Annotated in this window: 23 protein-coding genes and 1 riboswitch; of the genes, 15 read left to right on the plus strand and 8 right to left on the minus strand. The window is 45.3% G+C overall.

The annotated features are described in order from the left end of the window. Positions 1 to 138 precede the first annotated feature (138 nt). Positions 139 to 324 carry a hypothetical protein gene (locus tag AACT19_RS22840; RefSeq protein ID WP_004736674.1) on the minus strand — a complete coding sequence of 62 codons (186 nt, stop codon included), beginning with the start codon at positions 322 to 324 and terminating at the stop codon, positions 139 to 141. Positions 325 to 473: 149 nt separating this feature from the next. Here AACT19_RS22840 and tusA point away from each other — a divergent pair, with 149 nt between their 5' ends. Continuing rightward, positions 474 to 725 (plus strand): sulfurtransferase TusA, encoded by a 252-nt coding sequence (tusA, locus tag AACT19_RS22845; protein ID WP_004736675.1) that lies wholly within the window; start codon positions 474 to 476, stop codon positions 723 to 725. 83 nt (positions 726 to 808) lie between these two features. Here the strand turns inward: tusA and AACT19_RS22850 are convergent, their stop codons facing one another. Beyond that, complete coding sequence (locus tag AACT19_RS22850) at positions 809 to 1063, minus strand: hypothetical protein (protein WP_004736676.1); 255 nt, start codon at positions 1061 to 1063, stop codon at positions 809 to 811. A gap of 151 nt (positions 1064 to 1214) precedes the next feature. Then, on the minus strand, positions 1215 to 1769 hold the full coding sequence (locus tag AACT19_RS22855; protein ID WP_017077289.1) for a TMEM165/GDT1 family protein: 555 nt from the start codon (positions 1767 to 1769) through the stop codon (positions 1215 to 1217). Positions 1770 to 1803: 34 nt separating this feature from the next. Further along, positions 1804 to 1979: riboswitch (yybP-ykoY riboswitch) on the minus strand. A 210-nt stretch (positions 1980 to 2189) separates the two neighbouring features. On the opposite strand from AACT19_RS22855, the gene glyQ reads away from it, so the two are divergent. The 4 genes from glyQ (at position 2190) to AACT19_RS22875 (ending at position 8999) form a co-directional block, all read left to right on the plus strand. Beyond that, complete coding sequence (glyQ, locus tag AACT19_RS22860) at positions 2190 to 3119, plus strand: glycine--tRNA ligase subunit alpha (RefSeq protein ID WP_004736678.1); 930 nt, start codon at positions 2190 to 2192, stop codon at positions 3117 to 3119. A gap of 2 nt (positions 3120 to 3121) precedes the next feature. Next, positions 3122 to 5203: a glycine--tRNA ligase subunit beta gene (gene glyS / locus AACT19_RS22865; RefSeq protein ID WP_017081723.1), complete on the plus strand. Its 2082-nt coding sequence runs from the start codon at positions 3122 to 3124 to the stop codon at positions 5201 to 5203. Between the two features lie 202 nt (positions 5204 to 5405). Further along, positions 5406 to 7493 carry an alpha-amylase gene (locus tag AACT19_RS22870; RefSeq protein ID WP_076648940.1) on the plus strand — a complete coding sequence of 696 codons (2088 nt, stop codon included), beginning with the start codon at positions 5406 to 5408 and terminating at the stop codon, positions 7491 to 7493. Between the two features lie 255 nt (positions 7494 to 7748). Continuing rightward, positions 7749 to 8999 (plus strand): valine--pyruvate transaminase, encoded by a 1251-nt coding sequence (locus AACT19_RS22875; protein ID WP_017087261.1) that lies wholly within the window; start codon positions 7749 to 7751, stop codon positions 8997 to 8999. 118 nt (positions 9000 to 9117) lie between these two features. On the opposite strand, the gene AACT19_RS22880 is transcribed toward AACT19_RS22875, so the two are convergent. Further along, positions 9118 to 9552 carry an Hsp20 family protein gene (locus tag AACT19_RS22880; RefSeq protein ID WP_004736683.1) on the minus strand — a complete coding sequence of 145 codons (435 nt, stop codon included), beginning with the start codon at positions 9550 to 9552 and terminating at the stop codon, positions 9118 to 9120. A 142-nt stretch (positions 9553 to 9694) separates the two neighbouring features. Between AACT19_RS22880 and AACT19_RS22885 the strand changes: the two genes are divergently transcribed. Next, positions 9695 to 9817 (plus strand): hypothetical protein, encoded by a 123-nt coding sequence (locus AACT19_RS22885; protein ID WP_256800199.1) that lies wholly within the window; start codon positions 9695 to 9697, stop codon positions 9815 to 9817. Between the two features lie 239 nt (positions 9818 to 10056). Here the strand turns inward: AACT19_RS22885 and gyrB are convergent, their stop codons facing one another. From gyrB to dnaA, 4 genes are all read right to left on the minus strand, one after another. After that, complete coding sequence (gene gyrB / locus AACT19_RS22890; protein ID WP_004736684.1) at positions 10057 to 12474, minus strand: DNA topoisomerase (ATP-hydrolyzing) subunit B; 2418 nt, start codon at positions 12472 to 12474, stop codon at positions 10057 to 10059. Positions 12475 to 12491: 17 nt separating this feature from the next. Next, the gene (gene recF, locus AACT19_RS22895; RefSeq protein WP_017080844.1) at positions 12492 to 13571 is read right to left on the minus strand and encodes a DNA replication/repair protein RecF; all 1080 of its coding nucleotides are present in this window, start codon (positions 13569 to 13571) and stop codon (positions 12492 to 12494) included. Between the two features lie 81 nt (positions 13572 to 13652). Continuing rightward, on the minus strand, positions 13653 to 14753 hold the full coding sequence (dnaN, locus tag AACT19_RS22900) for a DNA polymerase III subunit beta (RefSeq protein ID WP_076648942.1): 1101 nt from the start codon (positions 14751 to 14753) through the stop codon (positions 13653 to 13655). A gap of 81 nt (positions 14754 to 14834) precedes the next feature. Further along, complete coding sequence (dnaA, locus tag AACT19_RS22905; protein ID WP_017081729.1) at positions 14835 to 16256, minus strand: chromosomal replication initiator protein DnaA; 1422 nt, start codon at positions 16254 to 16256, stop codon at positions 14835 to 14837. A 309-nt stretch (positions 16257 to 16565) separates the two neighbouring features. Here dnaA and AACT19_RS22910 point away from each other — a divergent pair, with 309 nt between their 5' ends. From AACT19_RS22910 to mioC, 9 genes are all read left to right on the plus strand, one after another. Beyond that, positions 16566 to 17315: an amino acid ABC transporter substrate-binding protein gene (locus AACT19_RS22910; RefSeq protein ID WP_076648944.1), complete on the plus strand. Its 750-nt coding sequence runs from the start codon at positions 16566 to 16568 to the stop codon at positions 17313 to 17315. 129 nt (positions 17316 to 17444) lie between these two features. Continuing rightward, a complete protein-coding gene (locus tag AACT19_RS22915; protein WP_004735796.1) occupies positions 17445 to 18116 on the plus strand; it encodes an amino acid ABC transporter permease in 672 nt (223 codons plus the stop codon). Beyond that, on the plus strand, positions 18113 to 18850 hold the full coding sequence (locus tag AACT19_RS22920) for an amino acid ABC transporter ATP-binding protein (RefSeq protein ID WP_004735798.1): 738 nt from the start codon (positions 18113 to 18115) through the stop codon (positions 18848 to 18850). The genes AACT19_RS22915 and AACT19_RS22920 overlap by 4 nt, the downstream gene beginning before the upstream one ends. Positions 18851 to 19056: 206 nt before the next feature. Further along, positions 19057 to 19191 carry a 50S ribosomal protein L34 gene (gene rpmH, locus AACT19_RS22925; RefSeq protein ID WP_004735800.1) on the plus strand — a complete coding sequence of 45 codons (135 nt, stop codon included), beginning with the start codon at positions 19057 to 19059 and terminating at the stop codon, positions 19189 to 19191. Positions 19192 to 19236: 45 nt separating this feature from the next. Continuing rightward, positions 19237 to 19560: a ribonuclease P protein component gene (gene rnpA / locus AACT19_RS22930; RefSeq protein ID WP_029223763.1), complete on the plus strand. Its 324-nt coding sequence runs from the start codon at positions 19237 to 19239 to the stop codon at positions 19558 to 19560. Next, entirely contained in the window at positions 19527 to 19784 is a 258-nt protein-coding gene (gene yidD, locus AACT19_RS22935; protein WP_004735802.1) for a membrane protein insertion efficiency factor YidD, read from the plus strand. The genes rnpA and yidD overlap by 34 nt, the downstream gene beginning before the upstream one ends. Positions 19785 to 19786: 2 nt before the next feature. Then, positions 19787 to 21409: a membrane protein insertase YidC gene (gene yidC, locus AACT19_RS22940; protein ID WP_004735803.1), complete on the plus strand. Its 1623-nt coding sequence runs from the start codon at positions 19787 to 19789 to the stop codon at positions 21407 to 21409. 130 nt (positions 21410 to 21539) lie between these two features. After that, positions 21540 to 22901, plus strand: a complete 1362-nt coding sequence (mnmE, locus tag AACT19_RS22945; protein WP_076648972.1) for a tRNA uridine-5-carboxymethylaminomethyl(34) synthesis GTPase MnmE — start codon at positions 21540 to 21542, stop codon at positions 22899 to 22901. Positions 22902 to 22949: 48 nt separating this feature from the next. Beyond that, positions 22950 to 23384 (plus strand): FMN-binding protein MioC, encoded by a 435-nt coding sequence (mioC, locus tag AACT19_RS22950; protein WP_076648946.1) that lies wholly within the window; start codon positions 22950 to 22952, stop codon positions 23382 to 23384. Positions 23385 to 23551: the final 167 nt, after the last annotated feature.

Raw genomic sequence — 23551 nt, forward strand, 5'->3', positions numbered from 1 at the left:
TTAATGGAATTGGTATTACTAAGTTGTTTATAGCATGCTTTAGATAAAAAAAATCCCGCAATTATGCGGGGAAGCCCAAGAAAATCTGGGGATAGTGTCGGAATGTTGTCGTATCGGAATTTGCTTGTTGTATTCGGGTTAGTGCTCTTGCTCTTCGGCTATACCTTGCCAACGGCGCATCTCTACCCAAATACCAATAATCGTTGCTACTATGCCAAAAATAGGCATCAGTGAGGTCTCTGTCGATGAGCGTAAAACTAACGCACAGAAAGAAATAAAACAGAGAACTGAATAAATTGTTAATCTATCTAATCCTGTCAACATCGCCACTCCTTAGCTAGTTGCCTTTGTTTCAAGTTGTTATCAACTTGTTAACTAAGTTATAGGAAATGATTCTGTTTGCCAAGCACTTATTGCATATTTTTTCTGCAGACGTATTATTCACTCGTTAGATAGAAATAGAGATACAAACCATGACATTCAAACCTGAACTGGCAACCCATACTTTAGAAGCTGAAGGCCTACGTTGCCCGGAACCAGTAATGATGGTCAGGAAGACAATTAGAAACATGCAGGATGGCGATGTGTTACTGGTAAAAGCTGACGATCCTTCGACAACTCGAGATATCCCGAGCTTTTGTCGATTCATGGATCACCAGTTGGTAGGTCAAGCGACAGAAACGTTGCCTTACCAGTATTTGATCAGAAAGGGATTGGAGGCATAACGCCCCACCGAGTATCAAGCATCAAAAAAGCCGCTCGTACCTTATGTTCTTCAACAGAACTCAGAGTACGAGCGGCTTTTTATTTATTCGTTTCTAGACTTGTTTTGCAGATGCTCAAGCTGATGCTGAATTTCTCGGATATCTTTGCGCATAGGAATAATATGCGCCACTCGAATCCAGGCCTCTACCGCAAGCCCAGTCATGATCATCGAACCAGCCACCATTGGTAGCCACATGTCCGTCAACACCATGCCTAATAGTGTAAGTGCAAGACCAAAGGTAAATAGATAACTTTGGCTTTGTGGAGTAATACCCATATAACGCGTCAACATAATCATGCCCTCGTGTTCTTAACTCACAAGATTAAAATATCATGACAAGTATGACAGTTATATGTCCATTCGCTCGATAAACCCGACAATACTGTAAGAGTATGACCTACAACACATTACTCCACTGGTTGAGTATAATAAGACTCAATACTACCGCTTAATAGAAAGCCGCTGCGATAGCCAAACCCACGAATAGCAAGGCGGTGATCTTGCGAATCAGATCAAGAGGCATCTTATCTGCCGATAACTTACCAATGATCACCACTGGCACATTCGCCAGCAACATACCAATGGTAGTACCCAGAATCACCCACGTTAATGCATCAGAATATTGAGCCCCTAGAATGGAGGTCGCAATCTGAGTCTTATCGCCAATCTCAGCAATAAAGAAAGCGATAAAGCTGGCGACAAATGGGCCTCGATTCGAGATCTGCTCATCGTCATCCAACTTATCTGGAATCAGAATCCAGCCCGCCATCGCAATGAAACTGACCACCAGCACCCATTTTAAAATTTCAGGAGATAAGTAATCTGCGATAACGACACCGAGCCATGCAGCAAGAGCATGATTGGCAATGGTGGCAAAGAAGATAGCCGCTATTATAGGTATCGGCTTGCGATATCGACTGGCTAATAAAAGGGATAGCAACTGAGTCTTATCACCGATCTCGGCTAAGGCGACAGTTGTAATTGAAATTGCTAAAACGCTCACGACATGCTCATTTGGGACGGAGATTATTATATTTAACCAAAGACAAACCTCGCGCCCCATCCCGGTTCACGATGCTTGTCTAAGGTCTTGCTAAGCGCCACCAAAGTGGTGGTTGCCTCGAACGCCATGATGATTTTGCATCAATTATGTTGACGGACGAACTCATTCAATAGGATATGAATAAGTAAGCTACTCCCCAAAGACCGCGAGATTTTAATCACCCACGCTTTCAAACACAAGTGTCAAAGTTATCAAAATATCCACTTGTGCCGAAAAACAAACATTAAAGGCAAAAAAATCCACTAAACGACATTTTAGACCACTAATTAAACAAGATTACCCCTACTCGCTTTACCAATATCTCGGTATACTCAGAGGTTATTTTTCTCATTCATTTAAAAGAATCGCGCGAACCTGACTATGCAAAAATACGATATCAAAACCTTCCAGGGAATGATCCTCGCGCTGCAGGATTACTGGGCACAAAACGGTTGTACCATTGTTCAACCACTAGATATGGAAGTAGGTGCTGGCACCTCTCACCCAATGACATGTCTACGTGCACTTGGCCCAGAGCCAATGTCTACGGCATACGTTCAACCTTCTCGTCGTCCGACCGATGGTCGTTACGGTGAAAACCCGAACCGCCTGCAGCACTACTATCAATTCCAAGTAGCTCTAAAACCTTCTCCAGATAACATCCAGGAGTTGTACTTAGGCTCGCTTGAAGTTCTTGGTGTCGACCCGCTTGTTCACGATATTCGCTTCGTAGAAGACAACTGGGAAAACCCAACGCTAGGCGCATGGGGTCTTGGTTGGGAAGTATGGCTAAACGGTATGGAAGTGACTCAATTCACTTACTTCCAACAAGTTGGCGGCCTTGAGTGTAAGCCAGTAACTGGTGAGATCACTTACGGTATCGAGCGTCTAGCAATGTACATCCAGGAAGTAGACTCTGTTTACGACCTAGTTTGGAACGTAGCACCAGACGGTTCTAACGTGACTTACGGTGACATCTTCCACCAAAACGAAGTTGAGCAATCAACGTACAACTTCGAGCACGCAGACGTAGATTTCCTATTCACTTTCTTCGACCAGTGCGAAAAAGAGTGTAAAGAGCTACTTGAGCTTGAGAAGCCACTGCCGCTTCCAGCTTACGAGCGCATTCTAAAAGCAGGTCACGCATTCAACATCCTTGATGCGCGTAAAGCTATCTCTGTAACAGAGCGTCAACGTTACATCCTTCGTATCCGCAACCTGACTAAAGCTGTTGCAGAAGCGTACTACGCGTCACGTGAAGCACTTGGCTTCCCAATGTGCCGATCTGTAGAAGAAAAGGAAGGTAAATAATCATGGCGAAGAATTTTCTAATTGAACTGGGTACGGAAGAGCTTCCACCAACAGCACTTCGTTCTCTAGCAGAAGCCTTTGCTTCTAACTTTGAAGCGGGTCTTAAAACTGCTGAGCTTTCTCACGAAGGCATCAAGTGGTACGCAGCACCTCGTCGTCTAGCACTTAAAGTGACTGCACTGGCTGAAGGCCAAGCAGACAAAGTCGTTGAGAAGCGCGGTCCTGCAATTTCTGTCGCATTCGATGCGGAAGGCAACGCGACTAAAGCTGCACAAGGTTGGGCGCGTGGTAACGGTATTACTGTTGAGCAAGCTGACCGTCTGAAAACAGACAAAGGTGAGTGGCTTCTTTTCAAACAAGAAGTGGCTGGCAAACCAGTTCAAGAATTGGTAATGGACATCGCTGCGAAAGCACTGGCTGGCCTACCAATTCCTAAAGCAATGCGCTGGGGTAACTCAGACATTCAATTTATCCGTCCAGTGAAAACACTGACAGTACTACTAGGTGATGAGCTTGTTGAAGGCAAAATCCTAGGCGTAGCTTCTGCTCGTACTATCCGTGGCCACCGTTTCATGGGCGAACAAGAGTTCACAATCGACTCTGCTGACCAATACCCTGCGATCTTAGAAGAGCGCGGTAAAGTAATGGCAGATTACGATGCGCGTAAAGCGATCATCCTTGCTGATGCTAAAAAAGCAGCAGACGCGGTTGGCGGTATTGCTGACCTAGAAGATGACCTTGTTGAAGAAGTTACCTCTTTGGTTGAATGGCCAGTGGTGCTTACTGCTAAGTTTGAGCAAGAGTTCCTAAAAGTGCCTTCTGAAGCTTTGGTTTACACCATGAAAGGCGACCAGAAGTACTTCCCTGTTTATTCGCATGAGATTGGTGACGCTGAAAGAAGCCTTCTACCAAACTTCATCTTCGTATCGAACATCGAGTCTAAAGAGCCTCGTCACGTTATCGAAGGTAACGAGAAGGTTGTACGTCCACGTCTTGCTGATGCTGAGTTCTTCTTCAACACCGACCGTAAGCGTCCGCTTATCGACCGTCTTGCTGAACTAGACCAAGCTATCTTCCAGAAGCAATTGGGTACAATAAAAGACAAAACAGACCGCATCACAGAACTTGCTGGCTACATTGCTGAGCAAATCGATGCTGACGTTGAGAAATCTAAGCGTGCTGGCCTACTAGCTAAGTGTGACCTAATGACATCAATGGTATTCGAATTTACGGATACTCAAGGTGTGATGGGCATGCACTACGCAACGCACGATGGTGAAGACGAGCAAGTAGCACTAGCACTTTACGAGCAGTACATGCCTCGTTTCGCGGGTGATACGCTACCAAGTACTGGTATTTCATCTGCTGTAGCAATGGCAGACAAGCTAGACACTATCGTAGGTATCTTCGGTATTGGCCAAGCACCAAAAGGTTCTGACCCATTCGCTCTACGTCGTGCATCATTAGGTGTGCTACGTATCATCGTTGAAAACGGCTACAACCTAGACCTAACTGACCTTATCGGTAAAGCGAAAGAGCTACTAGGCGACAAGCTAACTAACGACAACGTAGAAGCTGACGTTATCGACTTCATGCTAGGTCGTTTCCGCGCATGGTACCAAGATGCTGGTTTCAGTGTTGATATCATCCAAGCGGTACTAGCACGTCGTCCAACTAAGCCAGCTGACTTTGACCAACGTGTTAAAGCGGTTTCTCACTTCCGTGAACTGGAAGCAGCAGAAGCACTAGCAGCAGCGAACAAGCGTGTAGGTAACATCCTCGCGAAATTCGATGGCGATCTACCCGCTGAAATCGATCTAGCGCTTCTTCAAGAAGACGCAGAGAAAGCGCTGGCTGAAAACGTTGAAGTAATGACGGAAGCACTAGAACCTGCATTCGCGACAGGCAACTACCAAGAAGCCCTAAGCAAGCTTGCTGATCTACGTGAACCAGTAGATGCATTCTTCGATAACGTGATGGTTATGGCTGATGACGAAGCGCTTAAGAAAAACCGTCTAACGCTACTGAACAACCTACGTAACCTGTTCCTACAGATTGCTGACATCTCTCTACTGCAAAAATAAGCACGAGTGAGACAGTTGCTCTAAGTCATACTCTGAGTAACTAACGGTAAACACCCAAAGGGAAGCGAAAGCTTCCCTTTTTGTTTTTGTGAACCAAGCATTTGTTTGTAGGCGTATTATTGATTAACTGAATGAAACAGCACTCAGACTGTAGAGGGCATTGTTTGCTATAAATAACCTGTTTATTCAGGGGAAGGGAACAATGAAAAAAACAGTACTCGCGCTTTCAATGCTCGCACTCAGCGCATGCAGCCAAACCAGTGACAATAACCTATTACTGACAATTGATAACGACACTGTCGTATTTGAATCATCAGGTAAAGGCACCGTAATTGCAGAACAGGAACTCGCCAAAGGTAGCTATACCTTCTCTATCAGCGACGCTCAAAAGACCTGTGGTACTAACTATGCTTTGGCTGAAGAGAGTCGCATCAAATTCAATAAACCCCTTCGTCTAGACGACTGTGCCGAGAATTCTGAAATCGCCATCAAGGTCTTTCGCGCTAACACCTACCAGTTTACGCTCAACCCACAGACCAATGAACTCACGGTTCAGGTAAAGCCAAAGCAGCAACAAGTTCAAAGCTTTGCCTGCCCAGTACCTAGTGACCAGCCAACCACCATCAACGTTGCTCAAACCTTTGATGATGGCACCTTGGTAAGAGACGCCCTTTCAGGAAAACAAGTCACAGTTACCAACGGCAGCGTCACCATGCAGCCTGCAGAAAACAGCCAAGGTGTTCTGCTACTAGAGAAAGTAGAACCAGAAATCAAAGCCGATTTTAGTTGGGACAACGCCACGGTTTACTTCGTGATGACCGACCGCTTCCACAACGGCAACCCTGATAACGACAACAGTTACAATCGCAGCCAAGACGGACAAGATGAAATAGCCACCTTCCACGGTGGTGACTTAGCCGGTTTAACCGAAAAACTCGACTACATAGAATCGCTCGGTGCTAATGCTATCTGGATTACCTCTCCACTAGAGCAGATCCACGGCTGGGTTGGCGGCGGTGATCGCGGTGACTTCAAACATTACGGCTACCATGGCTACTACCATCAAGACTGGACCAAGCTTGATGACAACATGGGTACCGAAGACGAGCTGAAAACCTTCATCGATACCGCGCACAGCAAAGGCATTCGTGTTGTTTGGGACGTAGTGATGAACCACACTGGCTACGCCACGCTTGCCGACATGCAGAAGTTCGACTTCGGCAAACTCAACCTCACGGATGAACAAGCCAAACAAACACTTGGCGAAAACTGGACAGATTGGCAACCCGCTAAAGGTCAGAACTGGCACTACTTCAACAACTACATCTCATACAGCGATAACGAAGCATGGGAAAAGTGGTGGGGCAAAGCTTGGTTACGCAGCGACATTGGTGCTTATGACTCTCCGGGTTACAACAACCTCACCATGTCTTTGGCACACCTACCCGATTTCAAAACAGAATCGACAGAGACAACCGGGCTACCTAATTTCTATCGCAACAAGTCCACCAGCGCTACAGATGAACTCCAAACTCCGCGTGAACATCTCATCACTTGGCTATCGGATTGGGTACGTGAATATGGCGTTGATGGTTTTAGGGTCGATACCGCCAAGCACGTTGAGTTAGATGCGTGGGCAGAGCTTAAAGAGAGCACTAACCAAGCGCTTGCAGAATGGAAGCAAAACAACCCAGACAAAGCGTTGGATGACCTACCATTCTGGATGACGGGTGAAGTATGGGCACACAGCGTGGTGAAATCAGACTATTTCGCTAACGGGTTTGATTCGATCATCAACTTTGAATTCCAAAGCGACATCGCACCCAAGGCACTTAAATGCCTATCCGATCTCGATGCTGACTACCTGCGCTACGCAGACAAGATCAACAGTGACAGCGAGTTCAACGTGTTGAGTTACCTTTCATCTCACGACACCTCGTTATTCTGGACACAACACGGCAGTGACTTTGCAAAACAAACCAAAGCTGCAAACGCGTTGATGCTGGCTCCCGGTGCGGTGCAGATCTATTACGGTGATGAAATCGCTCGTGATTTCGGCCCAACAGGCTCCGACCCAATGCAAGGCACTCGCTCTGACATGCCTTGGGATCAAATCACAGGTGAACGAGCAGAGTTGCTGGAACACTGGCAAGCGCTTGGTCAATTCCGCCAACGCCACCCAGCGGTAGCCCAAGGTAAGCACATCATCCGTAACAGCAAGGGCTACTATGCGTTCGAACGCCAATACCAAGATGACAAGGTATTAGTCGTTTATACTGGCTCAAAGTAAGCGCTGATTGAAATAACCCACAGGAATTAAAAGGAGAAGCTTAGGCTTCTCCTTTTTTGATCACGAAACACTCGTTCAATAAGAAAGCAGACACTCATTAGTTAAACTTTATAGAAGTTTTTTTCGTGTTAGCGCATTTGGCGCTATGCGTCGCAAAAACATTGCGGTATGTTCAAGGAACACACTGATGGTAGACATAAGGTCTGCCTTAATGACACATAACAAGCAATCACAATGAATTAGGTAAAATAAGTAATGCAGTTCTCTAAGTTTGGTGAAAAGTTTAATCGATACTCTGGAATCACTCGTTTAATGGATGATTTGAATGATGGCCTGCGCACTCCTGGTGCAATCATGCTCGGAGGTGGCAACCCAGCCGCTATCCCAGCCATGCTCGATTACTTTAACCAAGCCAGTGCCGACATGCTCGCCAGTGGAGAACTCATCGCCGCCCTCGCCAACTACGATGGTCCGCAAGGCAAAGACAGCTTCATTAAGTCGTTAGCGGCGATGCTGAAAGAAACTTATGGTTGGGACATTAGCGAAAAGAACATCAGCCTTACCAACGGCAGTCAAAGTGGCTTCTTTTACCTATTCAATCTTTTAGCAGGCCAACAGCCAGACGGATCACACAAGAAAATATTGTTACCGATCGCGCCTGAATACATCGGCTACGGCGATGCTGGCATTGATGACGATATTTTTATCTCTTACCACCCAGAGATCGAACTGCTAGAAAACCGCCAGTTTAAATACCACGTTGATTTTGAAAAGCTCAAGGTTGATGACTCGGTTGCCGCTATCTGTGCCTCTCGCCCAACCAACCCAACCGGTAACGTGCTGACCGACGAAGAAGTACGTAAACTGGATAAACTGGCGCGTGAAAACAACATCCCGCTACTGATCGATAATGCCTATGGCCTGCCGTTTCCAAACATCATCTTTGAAGATGTCGAGCCGTTCTGGAATGAAAATACCATTCTGTGCATGAGCTTATCTAAGCTTGGTTTGCCTGGTGTGCGCTGCGGTATCGTGATTGCGAGCGAAGAAGTAACACAAGCTCTGACCAACATGAATGGCATCATCAGCCTAGCACCCAATAGTGTTGGTCCTGCGATTGCTAACCACATGATTGAAAAAGGCGATTTACTGCGCTTAAGCAGCGAGGTAATCAAACCTTTCTATAAAGATAAATCTCTACGTGCAGTTGAGCTTTTACAAGAAGCGATCGATGACCCTCGCTTCCGTATCCACAAGCCTGAAGGCGCGATTTTCTTATGGCTATGGTTTGATGAACTGCCGATTACCACCATGGAGCTGTACGACCGCCTCAAAGCTCGTGGCGTATTGATTGTTCCGGGTGAATACTTCTTTATCGGCCAAGAAGACGAGTGGGATCATGCCCATCAATGTCTACGCATGAACTACGTGCAAGATGATGAGGCGATGCAGAAAGGCATTTCAATCATTGCTGAAGAAGTAAAAAAGGCTTACTCAGAACAGTAATAAAACCTTTTAGGTTACTGTAACCCAAATACAAAAAGAGCACCGACCTTCTTCAAGGTACTGGTGCTCTTTCACTTTTACTTCCCGATATTTTTTAGCTCTAAGGAGCTAGCAGTAATTAACCTTCTAGTAGGCTATTACCGTTGATAGCAATCTTACGTGGTTGCATCGCTTCTGGGATTTCGCGCTCTAGGTCGATGTGAAGAAGACCATTTTCCATGCTTGCACCTACCACTTTTACGTAGTCAGCCAGTTGAAATTTACGTTCGAAATCGCGCTCTGCAATACCTTGATATACGAAGGTTTTCTCTGCTTCTGCTTTACGCTCACCTTTCACAATTAGCATGTTCTCTTTTTGAGTAAGATCTAATTGGTCATCTGCAAAACCAGCGACTGCCATAGTAATACGGTAGTTATTCTCGTCTTTTTGCTCGATGTTATACGGAGGGTAACCGCCAGAAGCATTTTTTGATGTGTTCGCTTCCATCATATTGAATAGACGATCGAAGCCGATTGCGTTGCGGTAAAGTGGAGTGAAATCTACAGTTCTCATAATGCTATCCTTTTAGTAAGCAATAGTCTTAGCCGTGAATTTTACTGAGATCGAACCTGTGTGTGACCCAGTAAACAGCTAAGGGATTCAGTTCGCATTCCTCGGGTTTCACCTCTATTGGCGACAACGCTGGGACATGGCAATGAATCAATTTTTAAATTGTGTGCTGCCAAAGTTATCCTCTATTGAGCGATACTTCGTTAGCGGTAATGAAGGTTCTGTTTCTTCTCTTGTAGAGCAAGACAGTCATCCTCTTCACAACTAGATATGTGGATTGAGCAAATCGGTTTCAAGCGTCTATTTTCAATTATTTTTCCAATCCAATATTTTTCAATCACTTAAAAACAAAAAAGACCGTCATTTCTGACAGTCTTTTCAATAAGATATTGAGTTTTTTGAGACGAAGCTATTTCGTTTTAGTTCAAGGAAGAGGCGCGGAGCATACGAATGTATGTGAGCACCTCTGACACAGAAATTAAGCGAAAGAGCGAAGTATCAAAGATACTAAACGTCTAGGTTTGCTACTTTCAATGCATTCTCTTCGATGAAGTTACGACGCGGTTCTACTTGGTCGCCCATCAACGTTGTAAACAACAGATCAGCACCAACAGCATCTTCAATCGTCACTTGCATCATACGACGAGTTTCAGGATCCATTGTTGTTTCCCAAAGCTGATCAGGGTTCATCTCACCTAGACCTTTGTATCGTTGTAGGCTCAGACCACGACGAGACTCTTTCACTAACCAGTTCAGAGCTTCAACAAAGCTAGAAACCGCTTGAGTACGCTCACCACGCTTGATGTAAGCGCCTTCTTCAATCAAGCCGTCAAGCGCTTCAGAAAGGTCTGCTAACTTACCAAACTCTTTCGAGTTGATAAGGTCAATGCTGAGTACGTGCTCATGAGTTACACCGTGTGTACGTACTACAATCTTAGGAACGCTTAAACCTAGCTCTTCGTGTTTTTCAACTTCAAGAGAATATTGGCTCGCACCCGCTTCTTTGCCATTTAGCTGCTCTACAAGCTGCTTACCCCAAGCTTCAACTGCCGCTTCATCATGACACTGCTCAGCGGTTAGGCGAGGTACATAAATCAGTTCGTGAATCAGTGCTCGTGGGTAACGACGGCTCATACGATCAACCAGCTTAATACCTGCATTGTATTGATGAACAAGCTTCTCTAAGCCTTCACCAGTAAACGCAGGTGCTTCAGGGTTTACGTGCAATTCTGCATTATCCAAAGCCAAAGATACTTGATACTGGTTCATCGCATCTTCATCTTTGATGTACTGCTCTTGCTTACCCTTCTTCACTTTGTAAAGCGGTGGCTGAGCAATGTAGATGTAACCACGTTCAATCAGTTCAGGCATTTGACGGTAGAAGAACGTCAGTAGCAGAGTACGGATGTGAGAACCATCGACATCGGCATCGGTCATGATGATGATGTTGTGGTAGCGCAGTTTATCTGGGTTGTATTCGTCACGACCAATACCACAACCAAGTGCTGTGATTAGCGTTGCGACTTCTTGAGAAGACAGCATTTTATCGAAACGTGCCTTCTCTACATTAAGGATTTTACCTTTAAGCGGTAGGATTGCTTGGTTCTTACGGTTACGCCCCTGCTTAGCTGATCCGCCAGCAGAGTCTCCTTCCACAATATATAGTTCAGACAGTGCAGGATCTTTTTCCTGACAGTCAGCTAGTTTACCTGGAAGACCCGCTAAATCTAATGCGCCTTTACGACGTGTCATCTCACGAGCTTTACGCGCCGCATCACGAGCACGTGCTGCATCGATAATTTTAGAACAAACGATTTTCGCTTCACCTGGGTTCTCAATTAGGAACTCAGACAGTTTCTCCCCCATCGTAGACTCAACCGCAGACTTCACTTCTGAAGAAACCAGCTTGTCTTTAGTTTGGCTTGAGAACTTAGGATCTGGCACTTTCACCGAAACAATCGCTGTCAAACCTTCACGAGCATCATCACCTGATGTTGAAGTCTTCGCTTTCTTCGAGAAGCCTTCTTTGTCCATGAAGCTGTTCAATGTACGTGTTAGAGCACCACGGAAACCCGCTAAGTGAGCACCACCATCACGTTGAGGGATGTTGTTGGTGAAACAATAAATGTTTTCTTGGTAACCGTCATTCCATTGCATAGCAACTTCAACGGTAATACCGTCTTCACGCTCATGATCGAAATGGAATATTTTCTGGATAATAGGTGTTTTGTTGGTGTTTAAGTGCTCAACAAACGCTTGGATACCGCCTTCGTATTCGAAGTGATCCATTTTGTCTTCTTCGCGCTTATCAATTAGCTTAATTGATACACCTGAGTTCAAGAATGATAGCTCGCGTAGACGCTTAGCTAAAATATCGTAATGGAACTCGATGTTATTGAAGGTTTCTTCACTCGGCCAGAAACGAATCTCTGTACCTGTTTTGTCCGTGTCACCTACAACCGCTAGTGGCGCTTGAGGCTCACCGTGGCAGTATGTTTGAGTGTGGATTTTGCCACCGCGATGGATAGTAAGAGTAACTTGCTTAGAAAGTGCGTTAACTACTGAAACACCAACACCGTGCAGACCACCAGATACTTTGTACGAGTTATCATCGAACTTACCACCAGCGTGAAGAACCGTCATGATTACTTCTGCTGCTGATACTTTTTCTTCTGGGTGCAATTCAGTTGGAATACCACGTCCGTCATCGCTTACTGACACAGAACTATCTTCATGGATAGTTACGATGATGTCATTACAGTGACCAGCGAGTGCTTCATCAATAGAGTTATCTACCACCTCAAAAACCATGTGGTGCAGACCGGTACCATCATCCGTGTCGCCAATGTACATTCCAGGACGCTTACGTACCGCATCCAGACCCTTCAGTACTTTAATACTCGATGAATCGTAATTATCTGACATAGTTACTCTCTGACTAATTATCCTTGCTCTATTTTGCCATGTTCCACATGAAACATCCTGCTATTTTCGTCATGCATATCTGCAATCTGATCAGCGGTAATAGAGCTTACAAAAACTTGAGCCTGGGTCGCCTTTAAACACTCAGCAAGACGTGCTCGGCGTTGGCTATCTAATTCGGAAGCAAAGTCATCTATCAAGTAGATGCACTGCTTACCTGTCATTTGAGTGAGGTGTTGCCCTTGTGCTACTCGTAGCGCGCACACCATCAACTTCAATTGACCTCGTGACAAGACATCTTCCACTGGAGTGCCGTTCACTTTTATCTTTAGATCCGCTTTGTTTGGCCCACTAAAGGTGTAACCAAGCTGCTGATCCCTTTCAAAATTCTTTTCTAATATCTCGGCGTATGGGGTGTCTTTATCCCAGCCTCGATAGTAGTTAATCTTTATCTCAAACTCAGGTAAGAAGGTTGCACAGATTTCTTCGGCGACTTCTTTAAGCTGTTCAACGTACGTGGCACGCCACTGGCTGATGCTTTCGGCTAAACGGGCCAATTCTTGATCCCAATAGCTCAGTTCTCGATAGTTCGTCGCCGTTTTCAATAATGCATTACGCTGTTTATTGAGGCGCTTTACCCTGCCCCAAGCATCATAAAAACCCGACTCACTGTGGAAGACTCCCCAATCAATGAATGCGCGGCGATGCTTAGGTCCATCGGTTAGTAAATCAAACCCTTCGGGGTGAATCAACTGCAAAGGTAAGACTTGAGCTAACTGAGCCAATTTTTGCCCAGTTTGACCGCTTATTTTAACCTCTGTGGTGCCATCGCGCTGCTTATTAATGCCAATTGGCAGCTCAAATTGATCCGAGGTCATAAAACGGCCATGGACAAACAGTTCGCTACACTCATTTTGAATGATACGACCGGTTAAGGAGCTTTTGAACGAGCGACCATGTCCGAGCAGATACACCGCTTCAAGGACACTGGTTTTGCCGCTTCCGTTAGCCCCTATAAGAAAGTTAAAGCCTGATGACGGTTGAATGTCACAGGCTTCAATATTTCTAAACTGCTTTACGATTAAGCGCGATAAAGGCATAACGTCTTCATATTAATCTTCAATCACGGCTCGATAGACAAACGTTGTTGATAAGCAAACATAATGTATAAATAAACACAGTTACAAACGAATCGGCATAACAACGTACATCGCGCTGTCATCTTGTGCGTTTTCAATCAAGGCACTCGCATTCGCGTCTGACATTGAGATTCGAACCTGTTCACAACGCAGTGTGTTCAATACATCCAATACGTAGCTTACGTTGAAGCCAATCTCTAGCGCGTCACCGTCGAAGGTGACGTCTAGCACTTCTTCCGCTTCTTCTTGTTCTGGGTTGTTCGCTGTAATACGCATCTCGGTATCTACAAGATTAACGCGAACACCACGGAATTTTTCATTCGACAGAATCGCAGCACGAGAAAACGCTGAACGTAACTCATCGCAGCCAGCTTCTAGTGTCTTAGTGGTATTTTGTGGCATTACGCGGCGATAATCCGGGAAACGACCATCAACAAGCTTAGAAGTGAAGACATAGTTGTTCACTTCAGCACGAACGTTAGAGTTACCAATCTGCAGCGTTACTGGCTGTTCAAGAGCATCCAGTAGCTTCACTAACTCTTGCACACCTTTACGAGGAACAATGATCTGCTTCTGAGCAAAATCAGCACCCAGTTGCGCTTGAGATACCGCCATACGGTGACCATCAGTTGCAACACTACGTAAGATAGAACCTTCAATCTCAAACAACATACCGTTGAGGTAGTAACGAACGTCTTGGTTCGCCATTGAGAATTGTGTTTTCTCGATAAGACCGCGCAATTCAGCTTGTGTCACTGACACTTCAACTTCACTGCTCCAATCTTCAATATTTGGAAAATCTGCCGCAGGTAATGTTGCCAATGAGAAACGGCTACGACCAGAACGAACCTGAACACGGTCACCATCCAATACCACAGTGATCACTGAGCTATCTGGCAAACCGCGACAGATATCTAGGAACTTACGTGAAGGTACGGTAATACTGCCCGCTTCGAAATCACCTTCAAGCGTTACACGGCTGATCAATTCAACTTCTAGATCCGTCGCTGTCATCGACAACACGTTATCTTCTACTTTAATCAGTAGGTTTCCTAGAATTGGAAGCGTTGGCCTGCCACCGAGTGCGCCAGATACTTGTTGTAATGGCTTTATCAGGTGACTACGTTCAATGGTAAATTTCATATCTTGCTCTTACGGTCTAAATGGCACTGCGTAATAGTACGTGGCCAAGATTCTGCTTATTAAGGTTAAGAATACTGTGTATTAAGAAGAAAGGGTACGAATCAAGTTCGAATAATCTTCTTTAATGTCGTGGCTCTCTTCACGCAGCTGAGCAATCTTACGACAAGCGTGCAGCACGGTCGTGTGGTCACGGCCACCGAATGCATCACCAATCTCAGGCAAGCTGTGGTTAGTCAGCTCTTTAGCCAGTGCCATCGCCAATTGGCGCGGACGAGCAACAGAACGAGAACGACGTTTAGATAATAGATCAGCGACTTTGATTTTGTAGTATTCAGCAACTGTCTTTTGAATGTTATCAATGGTGACCAGTTTTTCTTGCAGGGCAAGTAAGTCACGCAGTGCTTCACGCACGAAATCGATCGTGATCGGACGACCAGTGAAGTTTGCATTCGCAATAACACGGTTCAATGCGCCTTCTAGCTCACGAACGTTAGAGCGTAAACGCTTCGCAATAAAGAACGCCACTTCATCCGCAAGATGAATTTGGTGGTCTTCTGCTTTCTTCATCAAGATCGCCACACGAGTCTCAAGCTCAGGTGGCTCAATCGCAACCGTCAAACCCCAACCGAAGCGGGATTTAAGACGATCCTCTACCCCGTTGATCTCTTTTGGATAACGGTCAGACGTTAGGATGATCTGTTGATTGCCTTCAAGCAGCGCATTAAAGGTATGAAAGAACTCTTCTTGAGAACGCTCTTTATTAGCAAAGAATTGGATATCATCGATAAGCAATGCATCAACACTACGGTAGTAGCGCTTAAATTCTTCAATCGCATTGTTTTGGAGCGCTTTCACCATGTCTTGAACAAAGCGCTCTGAGTGCATGTAAACCACTTTAGCATTCGGCTTATTATCAACAATGGCGTTACCCACCGCATGCAACAAGTGCGTTTTACCTAAACCAGTACCGCCATACAAAAACAACGGGTTGTAAGCGGTTCCTGGGTTATCAGAAACCTGACGTGCCGCAGCCAAACCCAGTTGGTTCGACTTACCTTCAACAAAGTTATTGAACTTATGTTTTGGGTTCACGTTTGAACGGTGATTAAGATCAACCGCTACAGGTTCTTCATCACGCCAGATATTGTGTACTGGTTTACGTGCTTGTAGCTGCGCAGGTGCAGACGACTCAGCAGCTACATCAGCAGCAGTACGAGTACGAGCAGGGGCGATAGCCTCAGATCTTGGAGCAATGACTCGTTTACTTCCAATCTCAAAATGAAGATGCGGGATATCATTACCACAATATTCTTGTAGCAAACGGTTAATGCTATTTAGGTACTTATCGCGCACCCAATCGAGTACAAATCGGTTTGGTGCAAATAGAGTTAGAGTATTACCATTGAGCTCCGCTTGTAACGGACGTACCCACATACTGAATTCTGTAGCTGGTAACTCTTCTTGAAGCTGTTGCAAGCATTGCAACCAAAGCGAAGATGACACGGTGCCCCACTCTATTTAAGTTATATGAAATGACCGCTAATTTTACCTGTTGATAAGTCAGATCACCAGCAATTGATCACAGATCCAGTGAATAAGATCCAAGTTATTCACAATAAATAGGGCAAAACTGGATGGATCCACACATCTTGCCCCTACTTTACTCACATAACGATCCACTTATGCCCGGATCCTTGCTAGTTATCCCCAAATCGAGAATACGATCTGGTTATGGTTAATAACATCTGGTTATTTATTCTATTGAGCATTTTCCCAGTAACATCCAACCCTATAAATATAAGGAGTTACCAAATGAATAACTGGATTAAGGCTGCAATTGCGGCTATCGCACTCTCTGCTGCTACTGTTCAAGCCGCGACTGAAGTTAAAGTCGGCATGTCTGGTCGCTACTTCCCATTTACGTTCGTTAAACAAGACCAACTACAAGGTTTTGAAGTGGATTTATGGGATGAGATCGGTAAACGTAACGATTACAAGGTTGAATACGTAACGGCAAACTTCTCTGGTCTGTTTGGTCTTCTTGAAACGGGTCGAATCGATACCATTTCAAACCAAATTACAATAACGGATGCACGTAAAGCGAAATACCTATTCGCAGACCCTTACGTAGTAGACGGCGCACAAATTACCGTTCGTAAAGGTAATGACAGCATTAAAGGTATCGAAGACCTAGATGGTAAGACGGTTGCGGTAAACCTCGGCTCAAACTTTGAGCAACTGCTGCGCAGCTACGACAAAGATGGCAAAATCAATGTCAAAACCTACGATACCGGTATTGAACATGATGTCGCTCTTGGTCGTGCCGACGCGTTCGTAATGGATCGCCTATCAGCACTAGAGCTTATCAAGAAGACTGGTCTACCATTACAGCTAGCAGGACAACCATTCGAGACAATCGAAAATGCTTGGCCTTTCGTTAACAATGACAACGGTCAAAAACTGCAAGCAGAAGTAAACGAAGCATTAGCAGCAATACGCGCAGATGGTACGCTAGAAAGTATCTCTCAGAAATGGTTTGGTGCGGACATTACTCAGAAGTAACGACTCACTTTCCCATTTGAGGCCCACTGCTTTACACAGCGGTGGGCTTTTTGCTTTTGTGCACTGATTAAAAAGCCTGATATAACAGTATTTCCAAACAATACTTCCAATAAAAATATGAGATAGATTATGGGATTTGACTTTAATTACATGCTAGGTCTGTTGCCAATACTGCTGAAGTATTTGGGCACCACTATGGAGATGGCAATCTGGGGCTTATTTTTCGCCCTAATTCTATCTTTGATACTGGCGAACATTCGTGTATTCAAAATCCCAGTACTCGACCAGCTTAGCCAGCTGTATATTAGCTTCTTCCGAGGCACGCCACTGCTGGTGCAACTGTTCCTTCTATACTATGGCCTACCACAAGTGTTTCCGTGGATGGTTGGACTTGATGCGTTTGGCGCCGCGGTTATCGGCTTAACCTTACACTTTGCTGCTTACATGGCTGAAAGTATTCGTGCCGCGATTATCGGTATCGATCGTAGCCAAATGGAAGCAAGCCTGTCAGTCGGTATGACAACCAGCCAAGCCATGCGTCGAGTGATCTTGCCGCAAGCGACACGTGTGGCACTGCCTTCTTTGATGAACTATTTCATCGATATGATTAAGTCGACTTCACTTGCATTCACCCTAGGTGTAGCCGAAATCATGGCTAAAGCTCAGATGGAAGCTTCTTCAAGTTTCCGCTTCTTCGAGGCTTTCTTAGCAGTCGCGCTGATTTACTGGGGCGTGGTGGTTATCCTCACTCGTATTCAAATTTGGGCCGAAGTGAAACTGAATAAGGCGTATGTACGATGATCAAATTACAAAATATCCACAAGCAGTTTGGTGACACCGAAGTATTGAAAGGGATCGACCTCGAAATCAAGCAAGGTGAGATAATTGTCATCATAGGTTCAAGTGGTACGGGTAAGTCTACCCTGCTGCGTTGTGTGAATTTTCTAGAGCAAGCCGATCAAGGTACGATTTCGATTGATGATATCAAGGTTGATACTCAGAAACACACTAAAGCAGAGGTGCTTGCACTGCGCCGTAAGACCGGTTTTGTGTTCCAAAACTATGCACTGTTCGCTCACCAAACGGCAAGGCAGAATATTGCGGAAGGTTTGATTACCGTTCGTGGTTGGAAAAAGCAGCAAGCTCATGAAAAAGCGCAACAAATACTCGATGATATTGGCCTAGGAGAGAAAACAGATAGCTATCCAGCAGCGCTCTCTGGTGGCCAGCAGCAACGTGTTGGTATTGGCCGTGCGATGGCTCTACAACCAGAGCTTTTATTGTTTGATGAGCCTACTTCAGCGCTCGATCCTGAGTGGGTTGGCGAAGTGCTTAACTTAATGAAAAAACTGGCAAATCAGCATCAAACCATGCTGGTGGTTACCCATGAAATGCAGTTCGCTAGAGAGGTCGCAGACCGAGTGATCTTCATGGCTGATGGTCACATTGTCGAACAGGGATCTCCACAGGATATTTTTGGTAATCCACAGGATCCTAAATTAAAGAAATTCTTAAATAAGGTCGGGATCGAATAAGGATCCTTGTGATTTTAGTTATTCTACGTATAATCCCCCGACCGGAATTTTAGTTAACCCAATCATTGACACTTTTTGTGACAGTGATTACAATTCCGCCTCTTTGTTGAGAGGCGTCGGTTTTCCTTTCTTATATAAAGAAGAGAAAAAATGCCCACGCCGGGTTTAACAAAAACCTAAAACTACTGATCAGTAAGGTAATTACAATGAAACGCACTTTTCAACCTACAGTTCTAAAGCGTAAGCGTACACACGGTTTCCGTGCTCGCATGGCTACTAAGAACGGTCGCGCAACAATCAATGCACGTCGTGCAAAAGGCCGTAAGCGTCTTTCTAAGTAATCTTTGATTATTTTGAATAAGCTAGCCTTCGGTCGGGAGTTACGCTTGTTAACTCCCGAACATTATCAGAATGTCTTCAAGCAAGCTCATCGAGCAGGCTCCCCTCATTTCACCATCATTGCCCGAAATAACTCTCTTTCAAATCCTCGCCTTGGATTAGCAGTTCCGAAAAAGCAGATTAAAACCGCCGTGGGTCGTAACCGATTCAAGCGTCTTACTCGTGAAAGCTTTCGTAACACTCAACACAAACTTCCTAACAAAGATTATGTTGTAATCGCTAAGAAGAGCGCGCAAGATTTAAGCAATGAAGAAATGTTCAAGCTACTCGACAAATTATGGCTTCGCCTGTCTCGCCCTTCGCGTGGATAGCGCTAATACCCATCTATTTTTATAGATGGTTTATTAGTCCACTCATCGGCCCACGCTGCCGATTTACTCCAACCTGCTCTTTATATGCGATAGAAGCGTTGAAAGCTCACGGTTTTGTAAAAGGGTGTTGGTTATCAGGCAAACGTCTATTAAAATGCCATCCTTTGAACGAAGGGGGCTTTGACCCCGTTCCACCAGTCCAAAAACAAGACAGAGATAAATAACGATGGATTCTCAACGTAATATCCTGTTAATCGCATTGGCTTTGGTTTCTTTCCTACTGTTCCAACAATGGAACGTAGCTCAGAACCCAGCTCCACAAGCGATTGAGCAGGCACAATCTGGCAGCACCCTACCAGCGCCATCTTATGCAGATGACTTAGACCCAGCTCCGGGCCAACAAGTCGCTTCTGCAAAAACTATCACAGTAACAACTGATGTACTGACTCTGTCAATTGATACGGTTGGTGGTGATGTCGTTCAAGCAAACCTAAATGATTACTCTGCTGAGTTTGATTCTGAAGATACATTTGTTCTTCTTAAGAACGAACCTGGTCACCAATTTATCGCACAAAGCGGTCTAGTTGGCCCTCAAGGTATCGATTTAAGCAGCACTAACCGCCCTAGCTACACGGTTTCAGCAGACAGCTTCACGCTTGCTGATGGTCAGGATGAACTACGCATCCCGATGACTTACCAAGCGAACGGCCTTGATTACACGAAAACATTCGTCCTTAAGCGTGGCAGCTACGCAATGGATGTTGAATACGATGTAGTCAACAACTCTGGTACTAACGCGACATTCGGCATGTACGCTCACCTACGTCAAAACGTTATGGATGACGGCGGTAGCTTAACAATGCCAACTTACCGTGGTGGTGCTTACTCTACGGAAGATACGCGTTACAAAAAATACAGCTTCGACGACATGCAAGATCGCAACCTGTCTCTTAACCTAGCCAACGGTCAAGGTTGGGCAGCGATGATTCAGCACTACTTTGCAAGTGCTTGGATCCCACGCGACGAAGCAGGCAGCAACCTTTACACTCGTGTCATTGGTAACCTTGGCGACATCGGTGTTCGCATGCCGAACAAGACCATCGCTACTGGCGACGAAGCAAGCTTTAAAGCAACGCTTTGGGTTGGTCCTAAACTTCAAGACCAAATGGCTGCTGTTGCACCGAACCTAGACCTAGTAGTTGACTACGGTTGGTTATGGTTCATTGCTAAACCACTTCATACTCTGCTTTCGTTCATTCAAGGCATCGTTGTGAACTGGGGTCTAGCAATCATCTGTCTAACGTTTATCGTTCGTGGTGCTATGTACCCACTAACGAAAGCTCAGTACACGTCTATGGCGAAAATGCGTATGCTTCAGCCTAAGCTGACTGCAATGCGTGAGCGTATTGGCGACGACCGTCAACGCATGAGCCAAGAAATGATGGAGCTGTACAAGAAAGAGAAAGTAAACCCACTTGGTGGCTGTTTACCTATCATCTTGCAAATGCCTATCTTCATTTCGCTATACTGGGCACTAATGGAGTCTGTTGAACTGCGTCACTCACCGTTCTTCGGTTGGATTACTGACCTTTCAGCACAAGACCCATACTACATCTTGCCACTTCTGATGGGTGCTTCAATGTTCCTAATCCAGAAGATGAGCCCGACAACTGTAACGGATCCAATGCAGCAGAAGATCATGACCTTTATGCCGGTTATGTTTACATTCTTCTTCCTGTTCTTCCCTTCAGGTCTGGTTCTTTACTGGCTAGTATCGAACATCGTAACTCTGATTCAGCAAACGCTTATCTACCGCGCGCTGGAAAAGAAAGGCTTACATTCTAAGTAAGTTCGATAATAGAAAGAGATAAAGAAAGGCGACCAAAAGGTCGCCTTTTTGTTTTTAGCTGATTACAATTCAGCTAATTGATTAATCGTGAGCGCCCCTTTTTGGCTCTCACATGCTAGCAGGCACAACTATGACTACAGATACGATTGTTGCTCAAGCGACCGCGCCCGGCCGTGGTGGCGTCGGTATTATCCGCGTTTCCGGCCCATTGGCGACTCAGGTTGCCCTAGAAGTAACAGGAAAAACACTCAAGCCTCGCTACGCTGAGTACCTACCGTTTAAATCTGACGATGGCATCGAACTCGACCAAGGCATCGCGCTTTACTTCCCTAACCCGCACTCGTTTACCGGCGAAGACGTATTAGAGTTGCAAGGCCACGGCGGCCCAGTGGTTATGGATATGCTAATCAAACGCATCCTAGCCATTTCAGGCTTGCGTGCAGCGCGTCCAGGTGAGTTTTCAGAACGTGCCTTCTTGAACGATAAGATGGATTTAACTCAAGCCGAAGCGATTGCTGACTTAATTGATGCCAGCTCAGAAGAAGCGGCTAAATCGGCGCTTCAATCGCTACAAGGCGAATTCTCTAAACGCATTAATACGCTTGTAGATTCTCTTATTTACTTAAGAATATACGTTGAGGCAGCGATCGATTTTCCAGAAGAAGAAATTGATTTTCTTGCTGACGGTAAAGTCAGTACTGACTTACAGGCTATCATCGATAACCTCGAAGCTGTACGCCAAGAAGCGAATCAAGGTGCCATCATGCGTGAAGGCATGAAGGTCGTGATTGCAGGCCGCCCAAATGCCGGTAAATCGAGCCTATTGAATGCGCTGTCTGGCAAAGAATCTGCGATTGTGACCGATATTGCCGGCACCACACGTGATGTATTACGTGAACATATCCATATTGACGGTATGCCACTGCACATTATCGATACCGCTGGCCTGCGTGATGCCTCTGATGAAGTAGAAAAAATCGGTATTGAACGCGCTTGGGAAGAAATTGCTCAAGCAGACCGAGTTTTATTTATGGTTGATGGCACGACAACAGACGCAACAGACCCGAAAGATATCTGGCCAGATTTCGTTGATCGTCTACCGGACAACATCGGAATGACGGTAATTCGTAATAAAGCGGATCAAACCAGTGAAGAGTTAGGCATTTGTCATGTTAACGATCCAACCCTGATTCGCTTATCAGCAAAAACAGGCCAAGGTGTCGACGCTCTGCGTAGCCACCTCAAGGATTGCATGGGTTTTGCTGGTGGTCATGAAGGTGGCTTTATGGCGCGCCGCCGCCACTTGGATGCACTAGAACGCGCATCGGAACACCTTGATATCGGGCAACAACAGCTTGAAGGCTACATGGCCGGAGAGATATTAGCGGAAGAGCTTCGTATCACCCAACAACACCTCAATGAGATCACAGGCGAGTTCAGTTCCGATGATCTTTTAGGTCGAATCTTCTCTTCATTCTGTATCGGTAAATAACCATAAAGGCTGGCTTACGCTGGCCTTTTCTTTTGTAAGGACAGCTTAATGATCCACATTATTACAGGCAGCACCTTAGGTGGCGCTGAATACGTTGGCGATCACCTTAACGATCTTCTAGAGGCTCAAGGGCACGAGATAGAACTTCACAATCAGCCTGAGTACAATAATATTCCTCAGCAAGGTACTTGGTTAGTGGTGACATCAACACATGGTGCGGGTGATTTTCCCGATAATATCCAACCGTTGATCAACGCATTGACCCAAGAGTCTCCAGATTTAAGTGCTCTTCGTTATGCTGTTATCGCACTTGGTGATTCAAGTTACGATACCTTCTGTTCTGCGGGAAAATCAGTCCACAGCCAACTGACAAAACTCGGTGCACAGCCTATTTCAGACTGCTTTACCATCGATGTATTGGAAACTCCGGTACCTGAGGATGCAGCTGAAGAGTGGTTTAACGATCATAGTGACCAGTTCTAGTCCCTCAGTTTCCCCAAAAAGCGGCTTATGCCGCTTTTTTTGTCTCTGAATATCGTGATTGTGAATAACTTTTTTGAAAAAAATTCGAAAATTAAAGCAAAAACCTCAATTTTCTCTGTGGATAAGATCATACATATACGGTGATTAACCTATAGTTATCCAAATAA

The organism is Vibrio sp. 10N.222.47.A9, from assembly GCF_963872585.1.
GTDB classification, from domain to species: Bacteria; Pseudomonadota; Gammaproteobacteria; order Enterobacterales; family Vibrionaceae; genus Vibrio; species Vibrio splendidus.

What these genes read in the sequence shown, in the direction of transcription:
- AACT19_RS22840 (WP_004736674.1), bottom strand. Translation starts at nt 324, where the DNA reads ATGTTGACAGGATTAGATAGATTAACAATTTATTCAGTTCTCTGTTTT.
- tusA (WP_004736675.1), top strand. Translation starts at nt 474, where the DNA reads ATGACATTCAAACCTGAACTGGCAACCCATACTTTAGAAGCTGAAGGC.
- AACT19_RS22850 (WP_004736676.1), bottom strand. Translation starts at nt 1,063, where the DNA reads ATGATTATGTTGACGCGTTATATGGGTATTACTCCACAAAGCCAAAGT.
- glyQ (WP_004736678.1), top strand. Translation starts at nt 2,190, where the DNA reads ATGCAAAAATACGATATCAAAACCTTCCAGGGAATGATCCTCGCGCTG.
- glyS (WP_017081723.1), top strand. Translation starts at nt 3,122, where the DNA reads ATGGCGAAGAATTTTCTAATTGAACTGGGTACGGAAGAGCTTCCACCA.
- AACT19_RS22870 (WP_076648940.1), top strand. Translation starts at nt 5,406, where the DNA reads ATGAAAAAAACAGTACTCGCGCTTTCAATGCTCGCACTCAGCGCATGC.
- AACT19_RS22875 (WP_017087261.1), top strand. Translation starts at nt 7,749, where the DNA reads ATGCAGTTCTCTAAGTTTGGTGAAAAGTTTAATCGATACTCTGGAATC.
- AACT19_RS22880 (WP_004736683.1), bottom strand. Translation starts at nt 9,552, where the DNA reads ATGAGAACTGTAGATTTCACTCCACTTTACCGCAACGCAATCGGCTTC.
- AACT19_RS22885 (WP_256800199.1), top strand. Translation starts at nt 9,695, where the DNA reads ATGAATCAATTTTTAAATTGTGTGCTGCCAAAGTTATCCTCTATTGAG.
- gyrB (WP_004736684.1), bottom strand. Translation starts at nt 12,474, where the DNA reads ATGTCAGATAATTACGATTCATCGAGTATTAAAGTACTGAAGGGTCTG.
- recF (WP_017080844.1), bottom strand. Translation starts at nt 13,571, where the DNA reads ATGCCTTTATCGCGCTTAATCGTAAAGCAGTTTAGAAATATTGAAGCC.
- dnaN (WP_076648942.1), bottom strand. Translation starts at nt 14,753, where the DNA reads ATGAAATTTACCATTGAACGTAGTCACCTGATAAAGCCATTACAACAA.
- AACT19_RS22910 (WP_076648944.1), top strand. Translation starts at nt 16,566, where the DNA reads ATGAATAACTGGATTAAGGCTGCAATTGCGGCTATCGCACTCTCTGCT.
- AACT19_RS22915 (WP_004735796.1), top strand. Translation starts at nt 17,445, where the DNA reads ATGGGATTTGACTTTAATTACATGCTAGGTCTGTTGCCAATACTGCTG.
- AACT19_RS22920 (WP_004735798.1), top strand. Translation starts at nt 18,113, where the DNA reads ATGATCAAATTACAAAATATCCACAAGCAGTTTGGTGACACCGAAGTA.
- rpmH (WP_004735800.1), top strand. Translation starts at nt 19,057, where the DNA reads ATGAAACGCACTTTTCAACCTACAGTTCTAAAGCGTAAGCGTACACAC.
- yidD (WP_004735802.1), top strand. Translation starts at nt 19,527, where the DNA reads ATGGCTTCGCCTGTCTCGCCCTTCGCGTGGATAGCGCTAATACCCATC.
- yidC (WP_004735803.1), top strand. Translation starts at nt 19,787, where the DNA reads ATGGATTCTCAACGTAATATCCTGTTAATCGCATTGGCTTTGGTTTCT.
- mnmE (WP_076648972.1), top strand. Translation starts at nt 21,540, where the DNA reads ATGACTACAGATACGATTGTTGCTCAAGCGACCGCGCCCGGCCGTGGT.
- mioC (WP_076648946.1), top strand. Translation starts at nt 22,950, where the DNA reads ATGATCCACATTATTACAGGCAGCACCTTAGGTGGCGCTGAATACGTT.